Consider the following 19,628-nt stretch of genomic DNA (forward strand, 5'->3'; position numbering starts at 1 on the left):
ATAACGGTGCCCAAGCATTTTTACACTTCGAGGCTTAGCGCACGTGCTCCGGCAAGCTCCAGAAAATCGTTGTAGATCTGCGTGGTCGGCGACACATGACCCTTTCCCCAATTGACATCGATGAATTCAACCCGTCCAGCATCAGGATGGGCGTCGATGACATCCTTAAACGGAGTCAGGTGTTTCTGGACATGGTGCCCATCGCCCGAGTTCTGGACATATAGAACAGAAGGATACTTGCCAAGGCCCCTGTAGCGTTCGACCGCTGAGATACGGGACAGGAGGCCGGGGTCAGAGACGGCCTCTTCCATGCCGCCAAAACAAGCCGCCAGGGCCGGCTCCGCACGTGCGCGGTGATACGCCCCGACAATCGTCTGGGGGTTGAAAGCTAGCACCGAGGCGTCCGGCAAATAGGACGCTACTTGCAGGGCGGTGAAGCCTCCTCCAGAACTTCCGGACAAGACAACTCTTTTTCCTCCCAATGTCCGTGCAAATTCACGAACTACATCGGCGATTTCCTGGTGCAGATTCACTTCTTTTGTCCCGAGGAACCAAGCCAGGTTTATCTGCTGATCCAGATCAAGGGAAGGATCCTGGAAGATGGCAAAGCTATTCCCCCCACGGGACTCTGAAGTCAGGCCCTGGAAGAGAGGCAAAGTGTATTTTTCCCTATTGATCGCACCATGGAATCTCACCGACAAGAGGTCGGTGTCACCCCGCCCAATGGACACCGGAAGCGTTAGCCCTCCAACTTCGATCGACAGAGTGGCCGGAGAGTCAGCGGGGAGCCTTCCGGAGATTCCTCCATATATCGAATGAACTTTTGCTCCGTAGGTCTGCGACCTGACAGGAACATCCTGATTCCAACTTATTAAGGGTTCCCGGCGGACCCCTAGAGTCGTCTGGCTGATCAACCCGTCAAACACCAGATCATGCCCGGCGGTGTCCACGATGGCCGACCGGAGCCCGTTATCCGGCTTGGTCACGTCTCCAGCGACATCCAACTTTTCAAGCAGCCGGTCCAACACCATCAGTCGACGGAGTCGCTGATTAGCGTCATCAGCCCGCACCCAATCCCGCAAGGTTTGCCAATATGCCGGAGAGAAAGCGCTTTCCGTGCAAGGGGCTACGTTACTTTCTCCTGACAGGGCATCCCGAACAAGCTCCGCGGCGAGACCTAGGGGATTCGAAATGCGGGGCGCTGTAAAAACGCCGTCACCGGCAGCAACCTCCACAGTATCGCGCCCAATTCGCACACTCCAGACAGTTTTGCCGTTTCGCACTGTCATCACCATGTCCGCATCTTGCGGACTCGTGGACAAAACCTCGGGGCCTCTTTCCCATCTCCGGCCAGCGCCGAATACAGTAATAAACCGGAAACGGTCCCCACTCCTCGTGGCCGACAGGACTGTAGCTTCCTCTCGCTTCATCCAATCGGTAGCCATCCATCCGTCTAGCGGATCTTCCTGTCCACGGACTGTCGATAGGGTGGGCATCTTTCCAGCCCACTGAATCGAAGCACGCCCCCGAACACGATTCAGGTTGTAGCCTTTCTTAGTCGGCTCTACCGTGGTCTCGTAATCTAGGTGCCAGCGCTGATGGGCGGTGATACTCTTCGAACTTCTGACAGTGTCAAAAACAATGAAGAAATCGCCTCCCCTGACGTAGATAATGCGCCTCGTTAGCTTGACTCCAGCGTAACCGTTATCTGACAACACAAAGTCGTCAGCCTCTTGAGTCAGCTTATACCTATCAAGCGAAACACGCGATGTAGGATCATACTTCACCCCATCAATATGGACAACGTTATGCCCAAGCCTTCGCACGCAATAATCGCGCATTTTGTCCTGCACATAGGCATACTTGCCAGCGTCGACTAGCCACGGGGATCCCTCCGCATGCAGGGTGACAGATGCCCCGTCCTGGTGCCCGTGAACACGATTGGCAGGTCCATAGGATATTGAATAGAACGTCTCGTTTACGAATTCTCGTTCAAAGTCACCCCATCCGCTTCGTCCAAAAACATAGCCAGCCTTGTAGACTTTTGTTAAGTCCGACGGCGTCTGACCGCTTGCTCCCTGAGTCTGCACATAGGTGAGTTCTGGCGATTGAAGTCCTGTAGGACCGCCGACATCAATATCACCGATCCGCTCAAAGAGACCATTCGGCTTGGTAGCATACGCCAATTCAGTAAGCGCGAGCTTAAGACGGTCTGCGTTTTTGGGCCGAGCAATTCCTTCGACATCCAGCCTAGTAAAAGCCGTCTCCCACCAGTCATGGTTTAGGCGGTGATATGCGATACTTCCTTCTGCATTAACTCCCTCATCGTCGAAACTCTCGTCGAACAACTCCATCAGTCGCTCTATGGCCAGATCAACCCACGGCTGATACTTGAACACCCGTCCGACTACAAGAAGTGCCTGATGCTGATGGAGGGCATGGTTTGAGTGACCCAGATGGGAGGGGTCGGCAAGCCACTCTCCGTGTTCCCATATTGATCGAGTCAGCCATTCATGGTCTTCGCCCTCAAACATCGGCAATGCAAGCGTCATAACCATGGCACGAATTCCGTCGACCATGTCGCCCCAGGCATATCGGGATTTACTGGCACCCGGAGGATTAGCAGCGATCCAAGATTGGCAAGTGTCGACCCAGAACTTCCGAGCGTTCGGATCGCCCGCCAGTGCGATTCGCCTCACCGGCTCCATCCATCGCAAGGTGTGAAACTGAAAGACCCAGTTTCGCTGAGCGAAGGGATCTTCATCCCACAGGATCGTTTCCGGAAGTTGCCATGCGCCGTGGGGTCTCATAGTGAGCCGGCCGCTCATAATTTCAGCTGCCATTTCGGCGTCATTTGAGGAGGATCCGAACTGACCACCAAATGCTTGACGGCGGCTTACCTCATAGTCAACATTCCTAACCAATGGATTCATCTGTTCCACCGTTCGCTGTAAGTTGATCGTAGATTTCGGTAACCGACGAGGCTAGATGGTTCCAGTCACGTTCGGCACGCACCCACTCCATCGCGCAGGTCGCTAGTTCGTTCCGCAGTTCGGGGTCGTCAAGAAGTCTCACCAACGCCGTCTGTAAATCTTCGAAGCTGCCTTTCTTGTGGAGCAGTCCAGTCTTACCGTCTTGGACGATTTCGGCAAGCGCGGCGACGTTTGAGGCGACCACTACCTTTCCCATGGCCATCGCTTCAAACGGCTTGAGGGGTGACACCATTTCGCACACAGCAAGTGGAAGCCTGGGGAACGGTGCTATATCCACAACAGAATAGTATTTCTCTACGTCCTCATGGGGAACCCTGCCGGTGAAAGTGACGACGTCATGTATGTCTAGTTCGCCCGACATCGTTTTAAAGCGCTCAAGTTCAGCGCCGTCACCCACTATTAGTACATGGAAATCGTCACGGGTGCTCTTCATCGACCGGGCAGCCAGCAGAAGGAGTTCCAGTCCTTCGTAATCCAAAATCGAACCAATATACCCGATTACGGTTTTTCCCAAGAGTCCGAGTTCTCGGACGAGCGACATATCTTTGTCGACTGGCTGAAACCGAGCGGTGTCTACTCCGTTGGGCACAACCGAAATTTTGTCCTCATCGACACCGCGTCGTATCAGTTCGCCTTTCAGCGCCTCGGTAATAGTCAGCACCCGTGTGGCACCCTGTGCAGCGTCAGCTTCCATTCGCGCGATCATCCGGTACATGCCACCCCCAACCCACTCCGGGTTGCGGGACCCGCGGGTAACCTCCCACAAGCCTCTGACCTCGTAGATGCTGGGAATACCGAGCCGGTTCGCGGCAGTAACTGTAGCCAACCCATTCCAGTGGTTTGACGCAGCGTGCAGGACGGCTGGACGGGCATCCATGGCGAATTCTTGAAGGGCTGCAGCGTAGCGTTGCACATAGTCGAAGAGCGGGTTCTTTCGCTCTACGCCCGGAGTAGTGGAGAGATGCGCGTAGCTCACACCATCTACGAGGTGCTCCGAGGGGATGGGCCCCATATCCTCCTTATTAGGCATATCGTATGGGTAACCTAGCCTGGTCACTCCCTGTACTTCATAGCCGCTCTTATTCAGCTGGGAGAGCAAACCGTGTGTTCGCGTCGCGTATCCGGCAGAATTGTAAGGAAGGGCGTTGTGGAGTGTGTAGAGAACCTTGTTGGAAATTGGCAAGTACTGCGGCTCGCCAGCTCGCCGAGGGAGAGGGAAACCTCTTTTAGTCAGGGCATAATTGGTCAGATTCGCTGTGTACTCGAACTCTGACAGTTGCTTCTTCACCCAAGCATCCTGGGGTTTGATTCGCTCCATACGCTTCAACAGGGGCACGGAAGTGTCCGGGCGGGGTCCCGCAAGTGCTCTCCGAGCGGCGCGCCGAAGTGCGTGCCACGGGATAGCAGCATCATTCATGTTCTCGAGAACCTCTAATGCCGACGTATAGCGTCCTCGAGCCAGGAATACAGAAACGTATGCAATTTTGGTTTCCTCGTCGGCGACGCTCAGGTCTTCCGAAGAGGGAGCATCCGCACCGCTTTCGAGAGCGATCGCAATCTGCGCTGCAGTTGTGGCGAGTGACGTCCCATTCCGGGCAATATTGCGGATACCTTCCGCACATCCGTTTGGAATGAGGAAGTCCAAGGCTCCAAGATTATCCACTCGTTTACCACCGGCGGCCCGCGCCAGACCGTGGATCACTGCGGCGACGTCTTTTTGCCGTTTACCGGAGTCCACCAACCCGCTTAGGGAAATATAGTATTCCAAGGCCATGAGGTGCGCTGGATCACATCGGAGAGCCTGTGCTAGCGCTTCCATTCCTTCATCAGGCCGCTGAACGTCGATAAGTACGCGAGCGTAGGTGTACCATAAGTCGGCGCTGTCGGGGAAGCGAGAGACGCTTTCCCTGCAGGTATCCAACACAGCTTCGGCACCGACTGCCTTTCGCTGGGCTTGAATCGACCGACGGAGTTCTCGAATCTTCGCGTTCCTTCTACGGCGCAGCACATTCGAAAGCTTAGAGGAGCCTCGTCGCAGGCTGTCGTTGGTGGGATTGTTCACGCCTTCGAGGCCTCCAGCATCCCCTTGGTATCTATAACTTCAACTTTGCTCAAGTCCATTTCGCCGAGTTTAGCGAAAGCGTCGTGATCGACGAGAAGAAGTATGACCTTGGAAGTTGCTATTGCCTCCTCAAGCGATACCAGGCTAACTCCCGTCCCGCTCAGCGGCTTTGGCAGTTCCACGACATGGGGCTCAACTACATTGATGGAAACATCGACCAGCCGCTGTGACAGCGTTTTTACGATGCCCACAGCGGGCGACTCGCGCAGATCATCCACATTTGCTTTGAAAGCAAGCCCCAAGGCCGCGACGGAGGTGGCGCCGGTACTCTTTACAGCTTTCAGAACCTGTTCGACAACGAACTCGGGCTTGGAATCGTTGACAGTCCGCGCAGTGCGGATAATATTTGCTTCATCAGGAGCCGCTGCAACGATAAACCAAGGATCGACTGCTATGCAGTGGCCTCCTACGCCCGGACCGGGTTGCAGAATGTTTACGCGCGGGTGGTAATTCGCCAAACGAATAAGCTCCCACACGTTGATGTCTAGCTTGTCGCTAATCATCGAAAGTTCATTAGCAAATGCGATGTTTACGTCACGGTAGGAGTTCTCCACGAGCTTGGCCATTTCGGCAGTCGTAGCGTCCGTCAGGTGAATATCCCCCTTGCAGAAGCTTGAGTAGAGGTCCTTTGCCCGTTCCGCAGCTGTACGGGTGGTTCCACCGATGATGCGGTCATTGGTAACAATTTCCACCATGATGCGGCCGGGCAGTACTCGCTCGGGGCAGTGGGCGAGAAGAATGGAACTATCGTCTTCTCCGAAGGAAAGATCCGGCCTCAGAGCCGCTACCACTTCACCCATGCGCTTCGTGGCCCCGGGCGGAGAGGTGGATTCGAGGATCAGCAGTTCCCCGCCCTGCAGCATGGGGGCAATGGAGGTGGCCGCTGCCTCGATAAAGGACAGGTCAGCGCTCTTATCAGCGTTAAAGGGAGTGGGGACAGCGACAATGAACGCATCGGCAGCAGGCATTTCTGCGGTGGCTGACAACCTTCCCGAAGTCACCGCCTGTTCCAGAAATTCTGCAAGATCTGGCTCCACAAATGGAACCTCGCCGCGGTTAACCGCATCAATCGTGCTCGTATTGACGTCAACGCCGATAACGCGAAGCCCATTGGTTGCAAGAATTGTTGCCGTCGGAAGTCCAATGTATCCGAGTCCAATAACGGCTACTGTGCTGATTGTCTTCATGATTTTCCCCTAGATAAATACTTGGTACTCAGGAGCGCCAAAAAATTTGACGTCTCCTGAAGCAATTAATTCGACATCGGAAACACGCCATGTATGATCTGTGTTTCCCCTGTACTGAGCATAGTTGAATCGGTCAGACGAGTATATTTTGCCGCCCGACTCACCAACTCTGCATAAGAACGCGCTGTCCTCCCCGCTTTGTAGTGGGGAGAATGGTGCGTCCTCAAAAACTGTTCTGGATCCAGTGATCGTTGGTCCCATGACGGAATGCGTGAATTTGTGCTCCCGGTCAGCGAAGCGCAGGATCGAGACATCCTGTCGGGCAACGTACATATAGTGAGCCTGTTTGCCGACGATGTCCGCTCCGGAGTAGCTCAACGAGTGGAGCAGGTCAGAAAGGTACTCGGGACCATAGAAATCGTCGTCGTCCATCTTGGACAGAACGTCACCCGACGATGCTTCAACACAGCGGTTGAGGCATTCCCCCAGAGGAACCGACACATGCTGGTGAAGTAACTCGACGTTGCCCACTCCATACTTCTGTGCAAGTGTCCTGGCGTGCCCTGGATCGAGGTCGAACCCATGTGTAAGAAGGACAAGCTCAGACTCAACGCCCCGCATCGAGCCAACAGTCTGAAATACATGCTCTAGCTGATGTGGTCTAATCGTCGACACGAGCAGCGAAACCGTAGGGCGCTTCCGATCGGCGGTACTTTCTCCTGGGAGAACTGCCCGTGCGAGCTGGTCGACTCGGTGAGCATAAGTGTGATGCCCCCAGATCTTGCGCTGTGCCAAATGTAACTGGCGATCCGATAATTCTGGATTTCGGAGTACAGCTTTGAGCGTAGCTTCGGCATGGGCTTGATCCCCGACGACAAATTGTTCGCTCGGCAGCCACATTTCTTCCAGAGCACGGCTCGGTGTGCTAATAACTGTCGTACCGGCGGCCGTTATTTCAAAAATCCTTCTCGCACACATGCTCGGGGAATCCACGACAGAGTTGACATTCAGAAATACTCGATACGCCTTGTAGGCGGTCAGCATCTGAGGGTAGCTGAGCGTCCCTGCCAAGTACGCCCTGAAAGCCTCGGGAAAACGGTAATTCTCATCCGTCGAAGAGTGCCGGGAGAAAATGTCCAGGCTCGTGCCTGTTTGCGCCGCTACAGTTGCAGCCGCTCCCAAGAGGAGCTCCAACTGGGCTCTGCGCTCGGGGTACTTGTGGGCAAAATACATCCCCGCGAAAGCTATACCCCTTTCGTGTCCGCCTGACCGGGGCCGTACAGGGTTGTGGATGGCCGGCTGCGCAGCGAATTGAAGCACGCCGATCCGGTCATGCCCCAAATCACTCTTATAGGCGCTGACCCGATCCGTATCGCTGGTGAACACATAGTCAAACAGTCTCGCGGTCTCCAGAAAATCAGCGTAGTGGGGTGGATCCTCTTTGTTCCAGAATACTGTTGGTATACCTGATTTACGACAGTATTCCACTAGCGCGCGAAACTCGGATTTGGGTCCGTCGGTGCCTGTCAGCTGGTACTGCCACTCACCACCGTTACCGTTCCAAGCCGATTCCACAAATAAAAGATCTGGTTGTGACCCGGTTATTTCTTCTGACCATCTGGCCTTCGTCAGTTCAACCTGCTGCCACTCAAAGCCAAACGCCATTCGAGAGAAGTCATCCAAGATCACCGCTGCTTTGATACCACGGCGACAATTCAGACCATCGGGGAAATCGAATTCATCGAAAGAAATCCTTCGCTGTTTTCCAAAGCCAAAGAACCGGCCGCCTGAGTAACGGGGCCGGGCATGTAGACCAAGACGTTCCGGGTGGCGTCGCCTACGGAACTCAGCGACGGCTCCGTATCCACCTGTCCTCAAATGCCAGGCGGCCCGCCTCAGCTGGGAAAGATTCATACCCATGTGCTCTTCCTTCGTCCAGGAACTTTTGGAATAACCCGAGCAGGTTGCAGTTCTTGGAACATCCTTCGCTTTATACGATCGGCTTCTGCATTGTTCCCCTCGGCCAGGAATTTGGTGTAGCGCCGGTACCATTTCAGGCCGTAAGCCGGGGGGCCGTCGTAAAGCAGGTCACCTTTGTCCAACCATATAATGCGGGTACATAGATCCTGCACCGTAGAAAGGCTGTGGCTTACGAGGAAAACGCACCCCGCCTGTCCCCTGAGCTCGTCCATACGGCGTTTAGTCCGCCCGCGGAACTCATCGTCACCTGTGTTTAGGGCTTCATCTAGAATCAGGATCTCTGGATTGATTGACGCCGCAATAGCGAATCGAAGACGGGCTGACATTCCGGAAGAATAGGAGCGCATCGGTAGATTTATGGCACTTTCCAAACCTGCTAAGTCCAGAATACCGTCATATTTGGCACTGATTTCGTCACGAGTCATCCCCATGGCAAGACACCCCAGGACGACGTTATCGCGACCCGAGAGGTCAGGAACCAACGCGGCAGAGACACCCAGCATAATCGGTGTAGAAGAAGCGTAAACCGCGCCCTGTGTAGGTTTGGCCTTCCCGCATATGAGCTTCATAAGGGTGCTTTTACCGGAACCATTCAGACCGATAACCCCGATAGACTCCCCGTGATTAGCCACGACCGTCAGGGGCTTGAGCGCGTGCACTCTATCCGGTACAACTGTCTTAGTCTTTGCAGGCCTGTTGAATAGGCTTTTATACCGCCCATATAGTCCGTCACCGCCTGCAGACTCCGCCTTAACCTGGTAAACCATCGACACATTGTCCACGACAACAGCCGGAGAGGAGTTGTACCAGAATGGATCATTCGTTTCTGCCATAAGTTTCCTCCCCCTTCCAGAACAACACGATACCGATAGCCAAGGCGCCTAATGACCACGCCGCCAACGCTGCCCAGCTTTGCCACGGAGGTGTTTCCGCATAGAGAAGACTGCTTCGAACTATCGACAGCAAAAGATAGAGTGGATTCGCTTCGACGACCGATTTGATCAGGGGCCAGCTTTCGTACCGCTCTATTGAGAACATAACACAGGATGCAAAGAGCCAGAAGCGCATGAAAAATGAGATTATATGCACCAGATCGTTAAAGCGCGCAACCAAAGGGGCGAGAAGGAAACCCACACCGAGGTTGAAGAGGACTTGCAAGAACACCGCTGGTATCAGCAGAAGCCAACGCCAGGTAATTTCTTCCACCGGACTTATCGTCAGTATGAGAAGCAACATGACTAAGAGCACCGGAATGTTGGCAATGAATTCGCGCACATTCACGGAAACAACTAAAGTAGCCCGTGGAAAATTGAACGCCTGTATGACATTCTGATTTGTTCTGATGACCCTAGAGCCGTTTACGATCGTGCGGGTACTGAACTGGAATAGAAACACTCCGATGACGAGATATCCAATAAAGTTCTCAATTCCTCGGCTGGCACCGAGCAGCAGGCCAAAAATCAGAAAATAGCCAATTCCGTTCAGTAGCGGGTTCAATAGCAGCCAAGCACTACCAAGCCTGTCCTGTCGGTTGCCGCTCTGCACCCTGGCCCGAGAATCAAAGAACACAAAGTGCCGGAAACTCCAGACCGAGATAAGATAGTCAATGAATGAGGGTTTCGCCCCCACCCGACTCAGTGACTTCAGATCCACCGATATTGGAGGGAGACCTACGTTTTCACCCGATTCAGTTCTAGGCGCCGTCATATCTGCTAATCCTTCTATAGAGCTCGGCTGTCGCGGTGGACAGGGCTTCCCACGTGCGTGTGTCCAACACATGCCGACGACCCGCAGCTCCCAGAGCGGAACAACGCGGTCCATCGATCACTAAGCTGCCGAGCATCTCTGCCAAGCTCCCGGCGTCCCCCGCAGGAACTGACAATCCATCCATTCCGTCTCGGACCACTTCATGAAGTGCGGGCAGGTTGCTGAACACCACGGGACGCCCGGAAGCCAGTGCTTCCACGGGCTTCAGCGGCGTCACCATCCGGGTCACTGGGAAGTCCTTGCGGGGCACGACAAAGATGTCGAGCGCCTGATGGTAGAGGTGCGCCTGCTCCCTGGGAACACGTCCGGTGAAGATTGTCCTGTCTTGAAGCCCAAGGTCTACGGTCAAGCGTTTCAGGCCAGGTCCGGCGACCCCGTCTCCGACAATGAGGCATCGCAGCGCAGGATACCGGGGCGCCAACAGAGCGAAGGCGTGGAGCAAATCATCCAGCCCCTCATAATCCACGAGGCTGCTGACCGTTCCGATAAAAAGGCCCTCCGCGGGCAGTCCCAACTGGGCCCTGGCAGCAGATGGAGTGGCGGGTTCCTGGAGGAAACCCTCCCCGACGGCGTTCGGCAGCAGCAGGGTCTGCTCAACAGCCACACCGGCTTCGACAATGCCTGCGCGCATAGCCTCACCAAGAGTGGCCACAGTTCCAGCCGAGCCCATGACGTCCGCTTCCCGTACGCCAAACTTCCGGTACCGTTCGCTCAGCTTCGCCTCGTCACCCCGGGTTGAGGCCCAGGTATCGGCCAGCTGGCCCCGTACCTCGTAGATCCAGGGAATCCCCAGAGATTCAGCAACGGCCCGGACCACCAGACCGTTAACGAAGTGCGTCGTCGTGTGGAGCACGGCCGGCCGCACCTCAAGCGCCAGCTTGAGCAGCTCCTCAGTTTGAAGTTGCAGCCGTGCTGCCATGCCCTTCGGGAGCCGAGCCGGCAGGAGCCGGTGGTAGGTAACGCCGTCGATCAGGTCAGTGTCTGCTGCCCCGAGCCGCCCAATTTGAACCGGATACCCTATTCGCGTCGCCGCATGGACGTTCCATCCCGAATCGGACTGCGCTTTGAGCAGGGAATGGGACCGCTGGGCATAGCCGCTGCCGGTATAGGGCAGGGAATTCGTCAGCAGATGCAGCACCGACTGAGCGCGGGGAACATACTCCTGGACTGGCGGCAGGCTCGGTGTCCAACCGTCAAATACACCCAGCTCGCTGGCCAGCCGGGTCCGCTGGCGTCGCTCACCCACCGTGGTCCGCCCGCGGCCCAGTACCTCGACTGCACCCGACATATCCCCCCGGTACCAGCGCAGGCGCGCCTGTGCGCCCGCCCAGCCGCGGGTCGTCTCCGGAGCTGCAGAGAGCAGTTTGTCCGCAATCTCAGGCAGCGCGGCAGCAGTAGCTACGTCCGCCAAGCGAACTTTGGCACGCGCCCCTATGCCGCTGTCCACCGTCTGGGACAGACGGTCTTTGACATCATCGTTGCGCCCCTGAACAAGCGCTCCAAGCGCCGGCAACAGCTGGCCGGGTGCGCTGGATGCCGCAGCAGCCAGTGGACGAACCAGCGATGCAGGCAGCCGGCGGGATACCTGGAGTGCCAGGACGGCGGGATCATCACCAAGGTGCTCGAGGACCGTTGCAGCCGCCAGGCACCCGTTCCTGGCAAGGTTTCGTACGTTCATTACCGGGCCGGCCCCGCTGCCACTGTCTTCAGAAGTTCTGCATACGCCCGCCCAAGCGTTTCGACGTTCGCGTTGCTCTCCACCCAATCGCGGCCGGACGTGCCCGTCAGCAACCGGCTTCGGTCCGATGCAAGCTCTTTCCAGAGCTGGGCAATGGCCTGCGGGTTGGACGGGACGACGTCGCCGGCCTCCGATTCTTCAACAATCTGTTTCGCTTCGCCCAGGACGATGCCGGTAACGTGCCGGCCAACGGCCAGGACTTCGTACGTTTTGGAGGGAATGGTGGTCTCGAAGGACTTCCAATCGTCCCGCAGTGACACCACGCAGGTATCCGCACGCCGGTAGTAGGACATCACCTCGGCTGTGCCCTGAGCCGGTTCATGGAACTCAACCGGTGCCCCGAGCGCCTCGGCCAGGGCTATCAGCTGGCGCCGCTGGACGCCGTGTCCCACCATGGTCAGCCGCACAGAGTCCGAGGCAAGGCTTGCTGCCTGGATGACGGTCTCCAGCCGCTGGCTCTCCCCGTGGTTTCCCAGATAGAGCACTTCCAGGCGTTCGGAGTCTGCCGGCGGCGGCGGAAGGAGTTCACGTGCAGCCGTCTCAATGCCGTTGCTGATGGTGGCGACGTTGCGCATGCCCCGGTCCCTGAGCGTCTGGGCAAAACCATACGTCACGGTTACTACAAGCTCAGCACGTTCCTGCAGGGCAACTATGACTCGTTCCGCAATGCTCTTGGCGCTGCCCTGCACAATGCGGGCATCACGGGCGATGTCCGGCCAGGCGTCCCGCATATCCGCTACAAAGGGAACGCCGCGCAGCTTGGCGACCATGTATCCGGCGCCCAGGATAGGCAGTGAGGGGACGGTGGCGATAACGACGTCGGGCTTGCGTCCCATCAGGCCGGCGAGAACGCTTCCTGCCGCGGAAAAACACTGATCCGCAAACCTGCCCAGTCGCGTTGTGGGATGCCAGAGGTAGGGCGCCCTGCGGATTCGCTCGCCGTACTGTCCGGTATCGCAGCGGAAAGCCTTCCCTGCGACACTGCGGGGCATGGTCCGCCGGCCGGCTGGTGCATGCGCCACAGGGGCGATCACATCGATATCCCAGCCGATCTCCCGAAAGGTCCGGATCAGCTGGGTCCAGCGGCGCTGCGGCGGGCTGTGCTCAGGAGAGTACGAGTGCGTTAGCAAAAGAACCCGCACATCCCCTCCATTCCTGTATCGCCACGGCTTTTAGGCTGCCTAAGGCAACCGTCAGTCTACCTAATAAATCGTTAGGGCTTAGACGCATAGTTCTGCCCCGGGTGCCGCAGTTTTACGTAATAGAGCGCTCCGGCTGCTGCCAGCAAAAGAATCACCGCCGACCGGGTGAGCCAGTGCGTGCTCCAGTCAACGCCCTCGTCCATCCCGGTGCTGGTGGCCGATAGCTCGGCTGCAGGACTGCTCGGTGCCGGGCTCGGGGCGGTTTCGGGACCGGGCTTCACCGCGGCCTCAGTGGCAGGACTCTGCGTCGGGGAGGCACTCGGGGACGCAGATTCTTCCGGCGCGTCAAAGATGTTGACCACCTCACCGGTCGACGGATTCCAGCGAAGGTCCGTGTAGAGCCAGGTCCGGCCATCAACGAGGTTTCCCGTCCCGGGCTCTATGAGGTATCCGGTGGCGGGGTGGATCAGGTATCCACTGGAACGCTCGATCTGGAAACCTGTTGCCGGATCGATGAGGGCCTGTTCAGGAACCGCCGGAACGGTTGGTACCGCTGCCGGCAGGCTCGGCACGTTCTCAGGCGGCGGATCGGCCGGCGGGGCTGTCTCAACGGGCGGGTCCGTTGGCAGCACTGGGACCGGCTCAGCACTTGGTTCAGGAGCCGGCGTGGTCGGGACCACCTGTTCCTCGTTCACTGTCTCCAAGGCAAACACGGGTGCCGCGGACACTGTTGCCAAGAGGAACCCTGCAAGCAGGCCGTATCGCAGCCGCTGGCCGAATGTGCCGGACATACTATTGGTTCTCCCCGTTCAGGCCTTGGACATAAGCGGCAAGTCTATCGGCTTTCAGGGCCTCGGAGATCCCGGCGATGGCGGCGTCGTCCTTGACGACGATCGACTGGCCGTCGGCAGAGGTTCCTACGCCGAGGTTGGGCAGGGTGAACATCTGAATGTCGCTGCTGCGCACGGAACGCAGTTCCACGGCCAGCCCGCCTGCCGACGCGGCATCCAGATTCTCGTCGACGCTGAGGAAAGGGGAAATCTCCCCCACAACGTTGTTGATTTTGATCGGGTTGGACAGCGTTTCAGCCGAAATAACGCGTGTCATCAGTCCGCGGACGAATGCCTGCTGGTTCTTCACCCGCTGATAGTCGCCGTCCGCGAAGGCGTACCTTTCACGGACAAACTTCAGTGCCGAATCACCCTGCAGCGTGATGGGACCGGCCGCGAAGTATTCGCCGTCGGCTCCGGAAGACTGGAAGCCGACGGCGTTCTCAACCTGGATCCCGCCGAGAGCCGTGGTGAGGCCCTTGAATCCCTCGAAATCGATCACGGCAACGTGATCGATGGGTACGTCAAACAGGTTTTGCACGGTCTCCACCGTCAGTGCCACGCCGCCCAAAGCCATGGCCGCGTTGATTTTGGCCTCTCCATGCCCCGGTATGTCCGTCCAGGTATCGCGCATGATGGACGTCACGTAAACACCGGAGCGATCACCCGGAATATGCACCAGCATCATCGTGTCCGACCGCGCATCGGCCCCCGGATCGCGCGTATCGCTGCCAATGAGGAGGATGTTGCGGGAATCTCCTGCCGCATCACCCTTCTCCGGGGCTGTAGCAGGCATCGCGTTGGCGATGGTTTGGGAGCCGGAGTCAAACGTACGGGCCAGGTTCCAGAGATAGCCGCCTGCCGCAAGAGCCACTACGAGCACCAGCGAGAGGAAAACCAGCAGTGTGGCACGGACAGGGTGCCGTGCACGCTCCGGTTCCGTTTCCGTGGAACGGTCGGGGAAAAAATCGGTCACGGTAATCCTTAGGGGTCCTTGCGGTGCGGATGCTGTCTGAGTTTACCGCCCGCACCCGCTTGCCCGATTCCAGACTGGCGCGGCGCGCCGGATACCCTTGGACCATGAAGTTCTTTCCGGCAGCCGTTTCCGCCGGCACCCTGGCCCTCGCCGCTCTCCTGACAGGCTGCACCCCCGTTGCCGATGTGGAGGCTGCTCCCGACGCAGCCAACCCCGACTGCGCGGAAGTCATGGTCGCCCTGCCGGAAGACCTCGCGGGCGCGCAGCAGCGCGAGACCACCGCACAGGCCACCTCGGCATGGGGCAATCCGTCCCAGATCATCCTGCGCTGCGGTGTGCCGGTTCCAGGACCAACGACAGACACCTGTGCCACGGTCAACGGAGTCGATTGGGTGCTGCGGGAAGAAGGCAGCCTGTGGACCGCAACAACCTACGGGCGCGAGCCTGCGGTTGAAGTGCTGTTCGACACCGAACAGGTTGCCTCATCAACCGTGCTGGTGGAGCTGGAGAACGCTGTATCCCGGATCGAACAGACCCGTGAATGCCTCAGCACCAAGGACGTCCAGCTGCCGGGCTAGGACTTCTAGCGAAGGCCCGTGCGGCGCTCCAGCGCCAGCGTAATCAGCTCGTCAATGAGCTCCGTGTACGGCAGCCCGGATTTGGCCCACATCTGGGGGTACATGCTGATCGGCGTAAAGCCCGGCATGGTGTTGATCTCGTTGATAACCAGTTCGCCGTCAACGGTGTAGAAAAAGTCCACCCGGGAGAGCCCCTCTGCACCGACGGCGTCAAAGGCCACACCTGCCAGTTCCCGAACCCGGGTCGTCACGTCGTCGGGCAGGTCCGCGGGGCAGCTGAGCTCGGCAGCGGCGCCGTCCACGTACTTGGCCTCGAAGTCGTACCAGTCATGCCCGCCGTCGCGCACTGCGATTTCGCCGGGCTGGCTGGTCCGCGGGTCCTCGTTGCCGCGTCCCTGAAGGACGGCCACTTCAATCTCGCGTCCGGAAATGCCCGCCTCGACAATGACCTTGGGATCGTGTTCCCGGGCTGCCTCAATTGCCGGCCGGAGCCCGGAGGCTTCGGTGACCCGGGTGATGCCCATGGAGGAACCTGCTCGTGCGGGCTTCACGAACACCGGGAACGCCAGCCCGGAAACACGGGAGAGGCATTCCTCGGGGCTGCGGTTCCACTGCCGGTCGGTGATGACCTCATACGGACCGACGGCGAGCCCGGCGGCCGCGAAGACCACCTTCATGTAGTGCTTGTCCATCCCGACGGCGGACGCCAGGACACCTGCCCCCACATAGCGGATGTCCGCCATCTCGAGCATTCCCTGCAGCGTGCCGTCTTCCCCGAACGGGCCGTGCAGCAGCGGCAGGACCACGTCAACACGTCCCATGGACTTGGGCAGGCTGTCCGGGGCGTGGGCTACGAGCTCACGCGAGCCTCCTTCGCCGGAGAGCACAACGGTCTCCGGCCCGGACTCTACCTCCGGCAGCGAGCCGCTCCTCAGCGACCACTGCTCCGGATCAACGGAGGCCAGGCTCCACTGGCCGTTACGCGCGATGCCGACCGGGACGACGTCGTACTTTGAATGGTCGATGGCCTCCAGCACGCCGGCAGCAGTCACGCAGCTGACTGAATGCTCACTGGAACGGCCGCCGAACAGGACAACGACGCGCGGTTTGCCGCTGGGCTGGGAGGAAGCGGGATCGATCGTCATGGGGCGTGCACACCTTCGGCTTTGAGTTCGCGGGCCAGCAGGCGCGGGCCGAGTTCGTCCACGGAAATGACGCCCTGCAGCACTGCAACGACGTTTTCGGTGATGGGCATGTAGACGCCAAGCTGGATGGCGCGGTCCAGCACGGCCTGGGCTGACTTGATGCCTTCGGCGGTCTGCTGCATTTTCCCGGTGACCTCGTCGAGGGTCAGGCCCTGCGCCAGCAGCCGGCCGGCGGTGTGGTTGCGGGACAACGACGAGGAACAGGTGGCAATGAGGTCGCCCATGCCGGAGAGCCCAAAGAGGGTCTCCGATTTGCCGCCCAGGGCAACCGCCAGCCGTGTGGTCTCGGCCAGCCCGCGGGTCATGACGGAGGCCTTGGTGTTATCCCCCATCTGCTTTCCCTCGCAGATCCCGACAGCCAGGGCAATGACGTTCTTGACGATGCCACCGATCTCCGTGCCGATCACGTCAGTATTCGTATAGGGACGGAAGTAGGGCGTGGTGCACGCTGAGGCGATCCAGCCTGCGGTTTCGATGCTGGAGCAGGCGACGACGGACGCTGTCGGTTCTTCACGGGCGATTTCCATCGCCAGGTTCGGGCCGGAGAGGACAGCGATGCGGTCCTGCGGCCACTCGAGCTCCTCGGCGATCACCTGGCTCATCCGCGCGTCCGTCCCAACTTCCAGGCCCTTCATAAGGGAAAGGATGATCGCGTCCTTGGGGACGAGGGACTTGAACTCGCGCAGCTGGGCCCGAAGCGTCTGCGCCGGTACAGCAAGGACTACCAGCTGCGCCCCGTTCAGGGCCTCTGCTACGTCATCGGTGGCCTGCAGGTTCGCGGGCAGCTGGATGTCCCCGAGGTAGCGTGAGTTGCGGCGGGTGGCGTTGATCTCTTCGGCGGCTTCCGGCCGGCGGGCCCACACGCGGACCTGCACTCCCCGGGAGTCGCCGGAATCGGCAGCGATCTTGGCGAAAGTCGTCCCCCAGCTTCCGGCTCCGAGGACAGCGACTGTCTGCGGCGGGCGTATCACTTCTTCTTCTCCGTGTCCTGCTCATAGCCTCTGCCTACCGGCTTCTGGCCTTTGCTTGAGGGATCCCAGCGTTCCTCAGGTGGTTCTTCACCGCGCAGCGTGGCCACCAGCGTGGTCATCTCTGCCATGATCCGTGCGGTCGCTTCCTCCAGCACGGCCTTCGTCAGCGGCAAGGAACGCAGATCGGACAGATCCACCGGTTCTCCTACGAGGAGCCGTACCCGCTTGCGCGGAAACAGGTGCAGCATCTTGCCGTAGCGCGGAAGCAGGTCCTGCGCCCCCCAGTGGGCCAGGGGTATCACCGGGGCACCGGTCTGGAGCGCCAGCCGGGCAGCTCCCGTGCGGCCCTTCATCGGCCACAGATCCGGATCCCGCGTCAGTGTTCCCTCCGGATACACGATGAGTGCTCCGCCGGCGTCGATCACTGCCTGGGCGCTGTCCAGGGAAGCTGCTGCCCCGGAGCCGCCGCGCTGAACCGGAACCTGCTTGGTGGCCCGCAGTGCTGGCCCCAGCACTGGTGCCTTGAAGAGTGACGCCTTCGCCAGGTATCGCGGCAAATAGCCCTGGCTGTAGAAGAAGTGCCCCACCACGAGCGGATCGATCTCGGTCACATGGTTCGGACAGGCAATAAAACCCTGCCCTTTGGGAAGGTTCTCGATCCCCTCCCAGCGCCGCGCCATCATCAGGTTCAGGACCGGTCGGACAACGGCCGCCAGGAGGGTGAACGTGATACGTGACTTGGCAGATTCACTCATGGCTACGGAGCCCTACTTCCCGTCAGTAACGTCGAAGTCCGCTCCAAGACCCTCAAGCTTGTCCAGGAAGTGCTCGTAGCCGCGGTTGATCAGTTCAACGCCGGTGACACGGGAGGTGCCCTCGGCAGCCAGGGCGGCAATGAGATGGCTGAAGCCGCCGCGGAGGTCAGGAATGTCGATCTCCGCACCCTTGAGCTGCACGGGTCCGGAGATGACAGCTGAGTGCAGGAAGTTGCGCTGCCCGAACCGGCAGGGAATGCTGCCCAGGCATTCGCGGTGCACCTGGATATTCGCTCCCATGCGGATCAGCGCGTCCGTGAAGCCGAAGCGGTTCTCATAGACCGTCTCGTGCACGATCGACACGCCTTCTGCCTGGCTGAGGGCGACGACGACAGGCTGCTGCCAGTCCGTCATGAAGCCGGGATGGACGTCAGTTTCCAGGACCAGCGGGTTCAGGCTGCCGCCCGGGTGGTAGAAACGGATGCCGCCGTCGTCGACGTCGAACGCGCCGCCGATCTTGCGGTAGATGTTCAGGAAAGCCGTCAGGTCCTGCTGGTTGGCACCCTCAACGTAGATATCGCCCTTGGTGACCAGGGCTGCCGAGGCCCAGGAGGCGGCCTCGTTCCGGTCCGGCAGCGCGCGGTGGTTGTACCCGGTAAGTTCCGGGACGCCTTCGATGCGGATGACGCGGTCCGTCTGGACTGTGATGATTGCGCCCATCTTCTGCAGCACGGCAATCAGGTCCAGGATTTCCGGCTCGACGGCGGCGCCGCTCAGTTCGGTGATGCCTTCGGCGCGGACCGCGGTCAGCAGCACCTGCTCGGTCGCTCCAACGGAGGGGTAGGGCAGCTCAAGCTTGGCTCCCTTCAGGCCCTTCGGCGCGGAGATGGAGATGCCGCCGGGACGTTTCTCCACCAGCGCACCGAAATTGCGGAGCATCTGCAGGTGGTAATCGATCGGCCGGTCGCCGATCTTGCAGCCGCCCAGGTCAGGAATAAAAGCTTCTCCGATGCTGTGCATCAGCGGCCCGCACAGCAGGATCGGGATGCGTGAATCACCGGCGTGGGCGTCAATGTCCCGGGAAGCGGCCGTCTTGGCGTTCTGCGGATCCATCAGCAGGTCCCCTGTTACCGGGTCCTTGGAAACCTCTACACCGTGCAGCCGGAGAAGGGATGTGACGACGTCGACGTCCTTGATTTCCGGAACATTGCGCAGCAGTGAAGGGGTGTTGCCCAGCAGGGCCGCCACCATGGCTTTGGGGACTAGGTTCTTGGCCCCGCGGACCGGTACTTTTCCTGTGAGAGGTACACCACCACGGATGGTTAGAACGCTGCCCATGAACACCTGTTTCTTTCGTCTGTTTTGCCCCCAAGGCCACTAGAGA

Annotated in this window: 15 protein-coding genes; 1 reads left to right on the top strand and 14 read right to left on the bottom strand. The window is 59.0% G+C overall.

Annotated elements, in window-relative coordinates; translation table 11 throughout:
* Positions 1-20: 20 nt before the first annotated feature.
* From NF551_RS10440 to NF551_RS10485, 10 genes are all read right to left on the bottom strand, one after another.
* On the bottom strand, positions 21-2,843 hold the full coding sequence (locus NF551_RS10440; RefSeq protein WP_227895499.1) for a heparinase II/III domain-containing protein: 2,823 nt from the start codon (positions 2,841-2,843) through the stop codon (positions 21-23).
* A 73-nt stretch (positions 2,844-2,916) separates the two neighbouring features.
* Positions 2,917-5,055: a glycosyltransferase gene (locus NF551_RS10445; RefSeq protein WP_227895498.1), complete on the bottom strand. Its 2,139-nt coding sequence runs from the start codon at positions 5,053-5,055 to the stop codon at positions 2,917-2,919.
* On the bottom strand, positions 5,052-6,302 hold the full coding sequence (wecC, locus tag NF551_RS10450) for a UDP-N-acetyl-D-mannosamine dehydrogenase (RefSeq protein WP_227895497.1): 1,251 nt from the start codon (positions 6,300-6,302) through the stop codon (positions 5,052-5,054). The genes NF551_RS10445 and wecC overlap by 4 nt, the downstream gene beginning before the upstream one ends.
* Positions 6,303-6,311: 9 nt before the next feature.
* Positions 6,312-8,222: a glycosyltransferase family protein gene (locus tag NF551_RS10455; protein ID WP_227895496.1), complete on the bottom strand. Its 1,911-nt coding sequence runs from the start codon at positions 8,220-8,222 to the stop codon at positions 6,312-6,314.
* Positions 8,213-9,115: an ABC transporter ATP-binding protein gene (locus tag NF551_RS10460; RefSeq protein WP_227895495.1), complete on the bottom strand. Its 903-nt coding sequence runs from the start codon at positions 9,113-9,115 to the stop codon at positions 8,213-8,215. Before NF551_RS10460 ends, NF551_RS10455 begins: the two co-directional genes overlap by 10 nt.
* Positions 9,099-9,935 carry an ABC transporter permease gene (locus tag NF551_RS10465; protein ID WP_227895494.1) on the bottom strand — a complete coding sequence of 279 codons (837 nt, stop codon included), beginning with the start codon at positions 9,933-9,935 and terminating at the stop codon, positions 9,099-9,101. The genes NF551_RS10460 and NF551_RS10465 overlap by 17 nt, the downstream gene beginning before the upstream one ends.
* Before the next feature lie 40 nt (positions 9,936-9,975).
* Positions 9,976-11,727 carry a glycosyltransferase gene (locus tag NF551_RS10470; protein WP_227895493.1) on the bottom strand — a complete coding sequence of 584 codons (1,752 nt, stop codon included), beginning with the start codon at positions 11,725-11,727 and terminating at the stop codon, positions 9,976-9,978.
* Entirely contained in the window at positions 11,727-12,929 is a 1,203-nt protein-coding gene (locus tag NF551_RS10475; protein WP_227895492.1) for a glycosyltransferase family 4 protein, read from the bottom strand. The genes NF551_RS10470 and NF551_RS10475 overlap by 1 nt, the downstream gene beginning before the upstream one ends.
* 71 nt (positions 12,930-13,000) lie before the next feature.
* Positions 13,001-13,720 (bottom strand): hypothetical protein, encoded by a 720-nt coding sequence (locus NF551_RS10480; protein ID WP_227895491.1) that lies wholly within the window; start codon positions 13,718-13,720, stop codon positions 13,001-13,003.
* 1 nt (position 13,721) lies between these two features.
* Positions 13,722-14,735, bottom strand: coding sequence for an LCP family protein (locus NF551_RS10485; RefSeq protein WP_227895490.1), 1,014 nt, complete (start codon positions 14,733-14,735; stop codon positions 13,722-13,724).
* A gap of 104 nt (positions 14,736-14,839) precedes the next feature.
* Here NF551_RS10485 and NF551_RS10490 point away from each other — a divergent pair, with 104 nt between their 5' ends.
* Positions 14,840-15,313: a DUF3515 domain-containing protein gene (locus NF551_RS10490; RefSeq protein WP_227895489.1), complete on the top strand. Its 474-nt coding sequence runs from the start codon at positions 14,840-14,842 to the stop codon at positions 15,311-15,313.
* Positions 15,314-15,318: 5 nt separating this feature from the next.
* On the opposite strand, the gene NF551_RS10495 is transcribed toward NF551_RS10490, so the two are convergent.
* Genes NF551_RS10495 through murA form a run of 4 tightly spaced genes read right to left on the bottom strand, consistent with a single transcriptional unit; the run spans position 15,319 to position 19,582 of the window.
* Positions 15,319-16,458, bottom strand: coding sequence for a D-alanine--D-alanine ligase family protein (locus NF551_RS10495; protein ID WP_227895488.1), 1,140 nt, complete (start codon positions 16,456-16,458; stop codon positions 15,319-15,321).
* On the bottom strand, positions 16,455-17,486 hold the full coding sequence (locus NF551_RS10500) for an NAD(P)H-dependent glycerol-3-phosphate dehydrogenase (protein WP_227895601.1): 1,032 nt from the start codon (positions 17,484-17,486) through the stop codon (positions 16,455-16,457). Before NF551_RS10500 ends, NF551_RS10495 begins: the two co-directional genes overlap by 4 nt.
* Complete coding sequence (locus NF551_RS10505; protein WP_227895487.1) at positions 17,486-18,244, bottom strand: lysophospholipid acyltransferase family protein; 759 nt, start codon at positions 18,242-18,244, stop codon at positions 17,486-17,488. Before NF551_RS10505 ends, NF551_RS10500 begins: the two co-directional genes overlap by 1 nt.
* 12 nt (positions 18,245-18,256) lie before the next feature.
* A complete protein-coding gene (gene murA, locus NF551_RS10510) occupies positions 18,257-19,582 on the bottom strand; it encodes a UDP-N-acetylglucosamine 1-carboxyvinyltransferase (protein ID WP_227895486.1) in 1,326 nt (441 codons plus the stop codon).
* Between the last annotated feature and the right edge of the window lie 46 nt (positions 19,583-19,628).

This window comes from Arthrobacter caoxuetaonis (assembly GCF_023921125.1).
GTDB classification, from domain to species: domain Bacteria; phylum Actinomycetota; class Actinomycetes; order Actinomycetales; family Micrococcaceae; genus Arthrobacter_B; species Arthrobacter_B caoxuetaonis.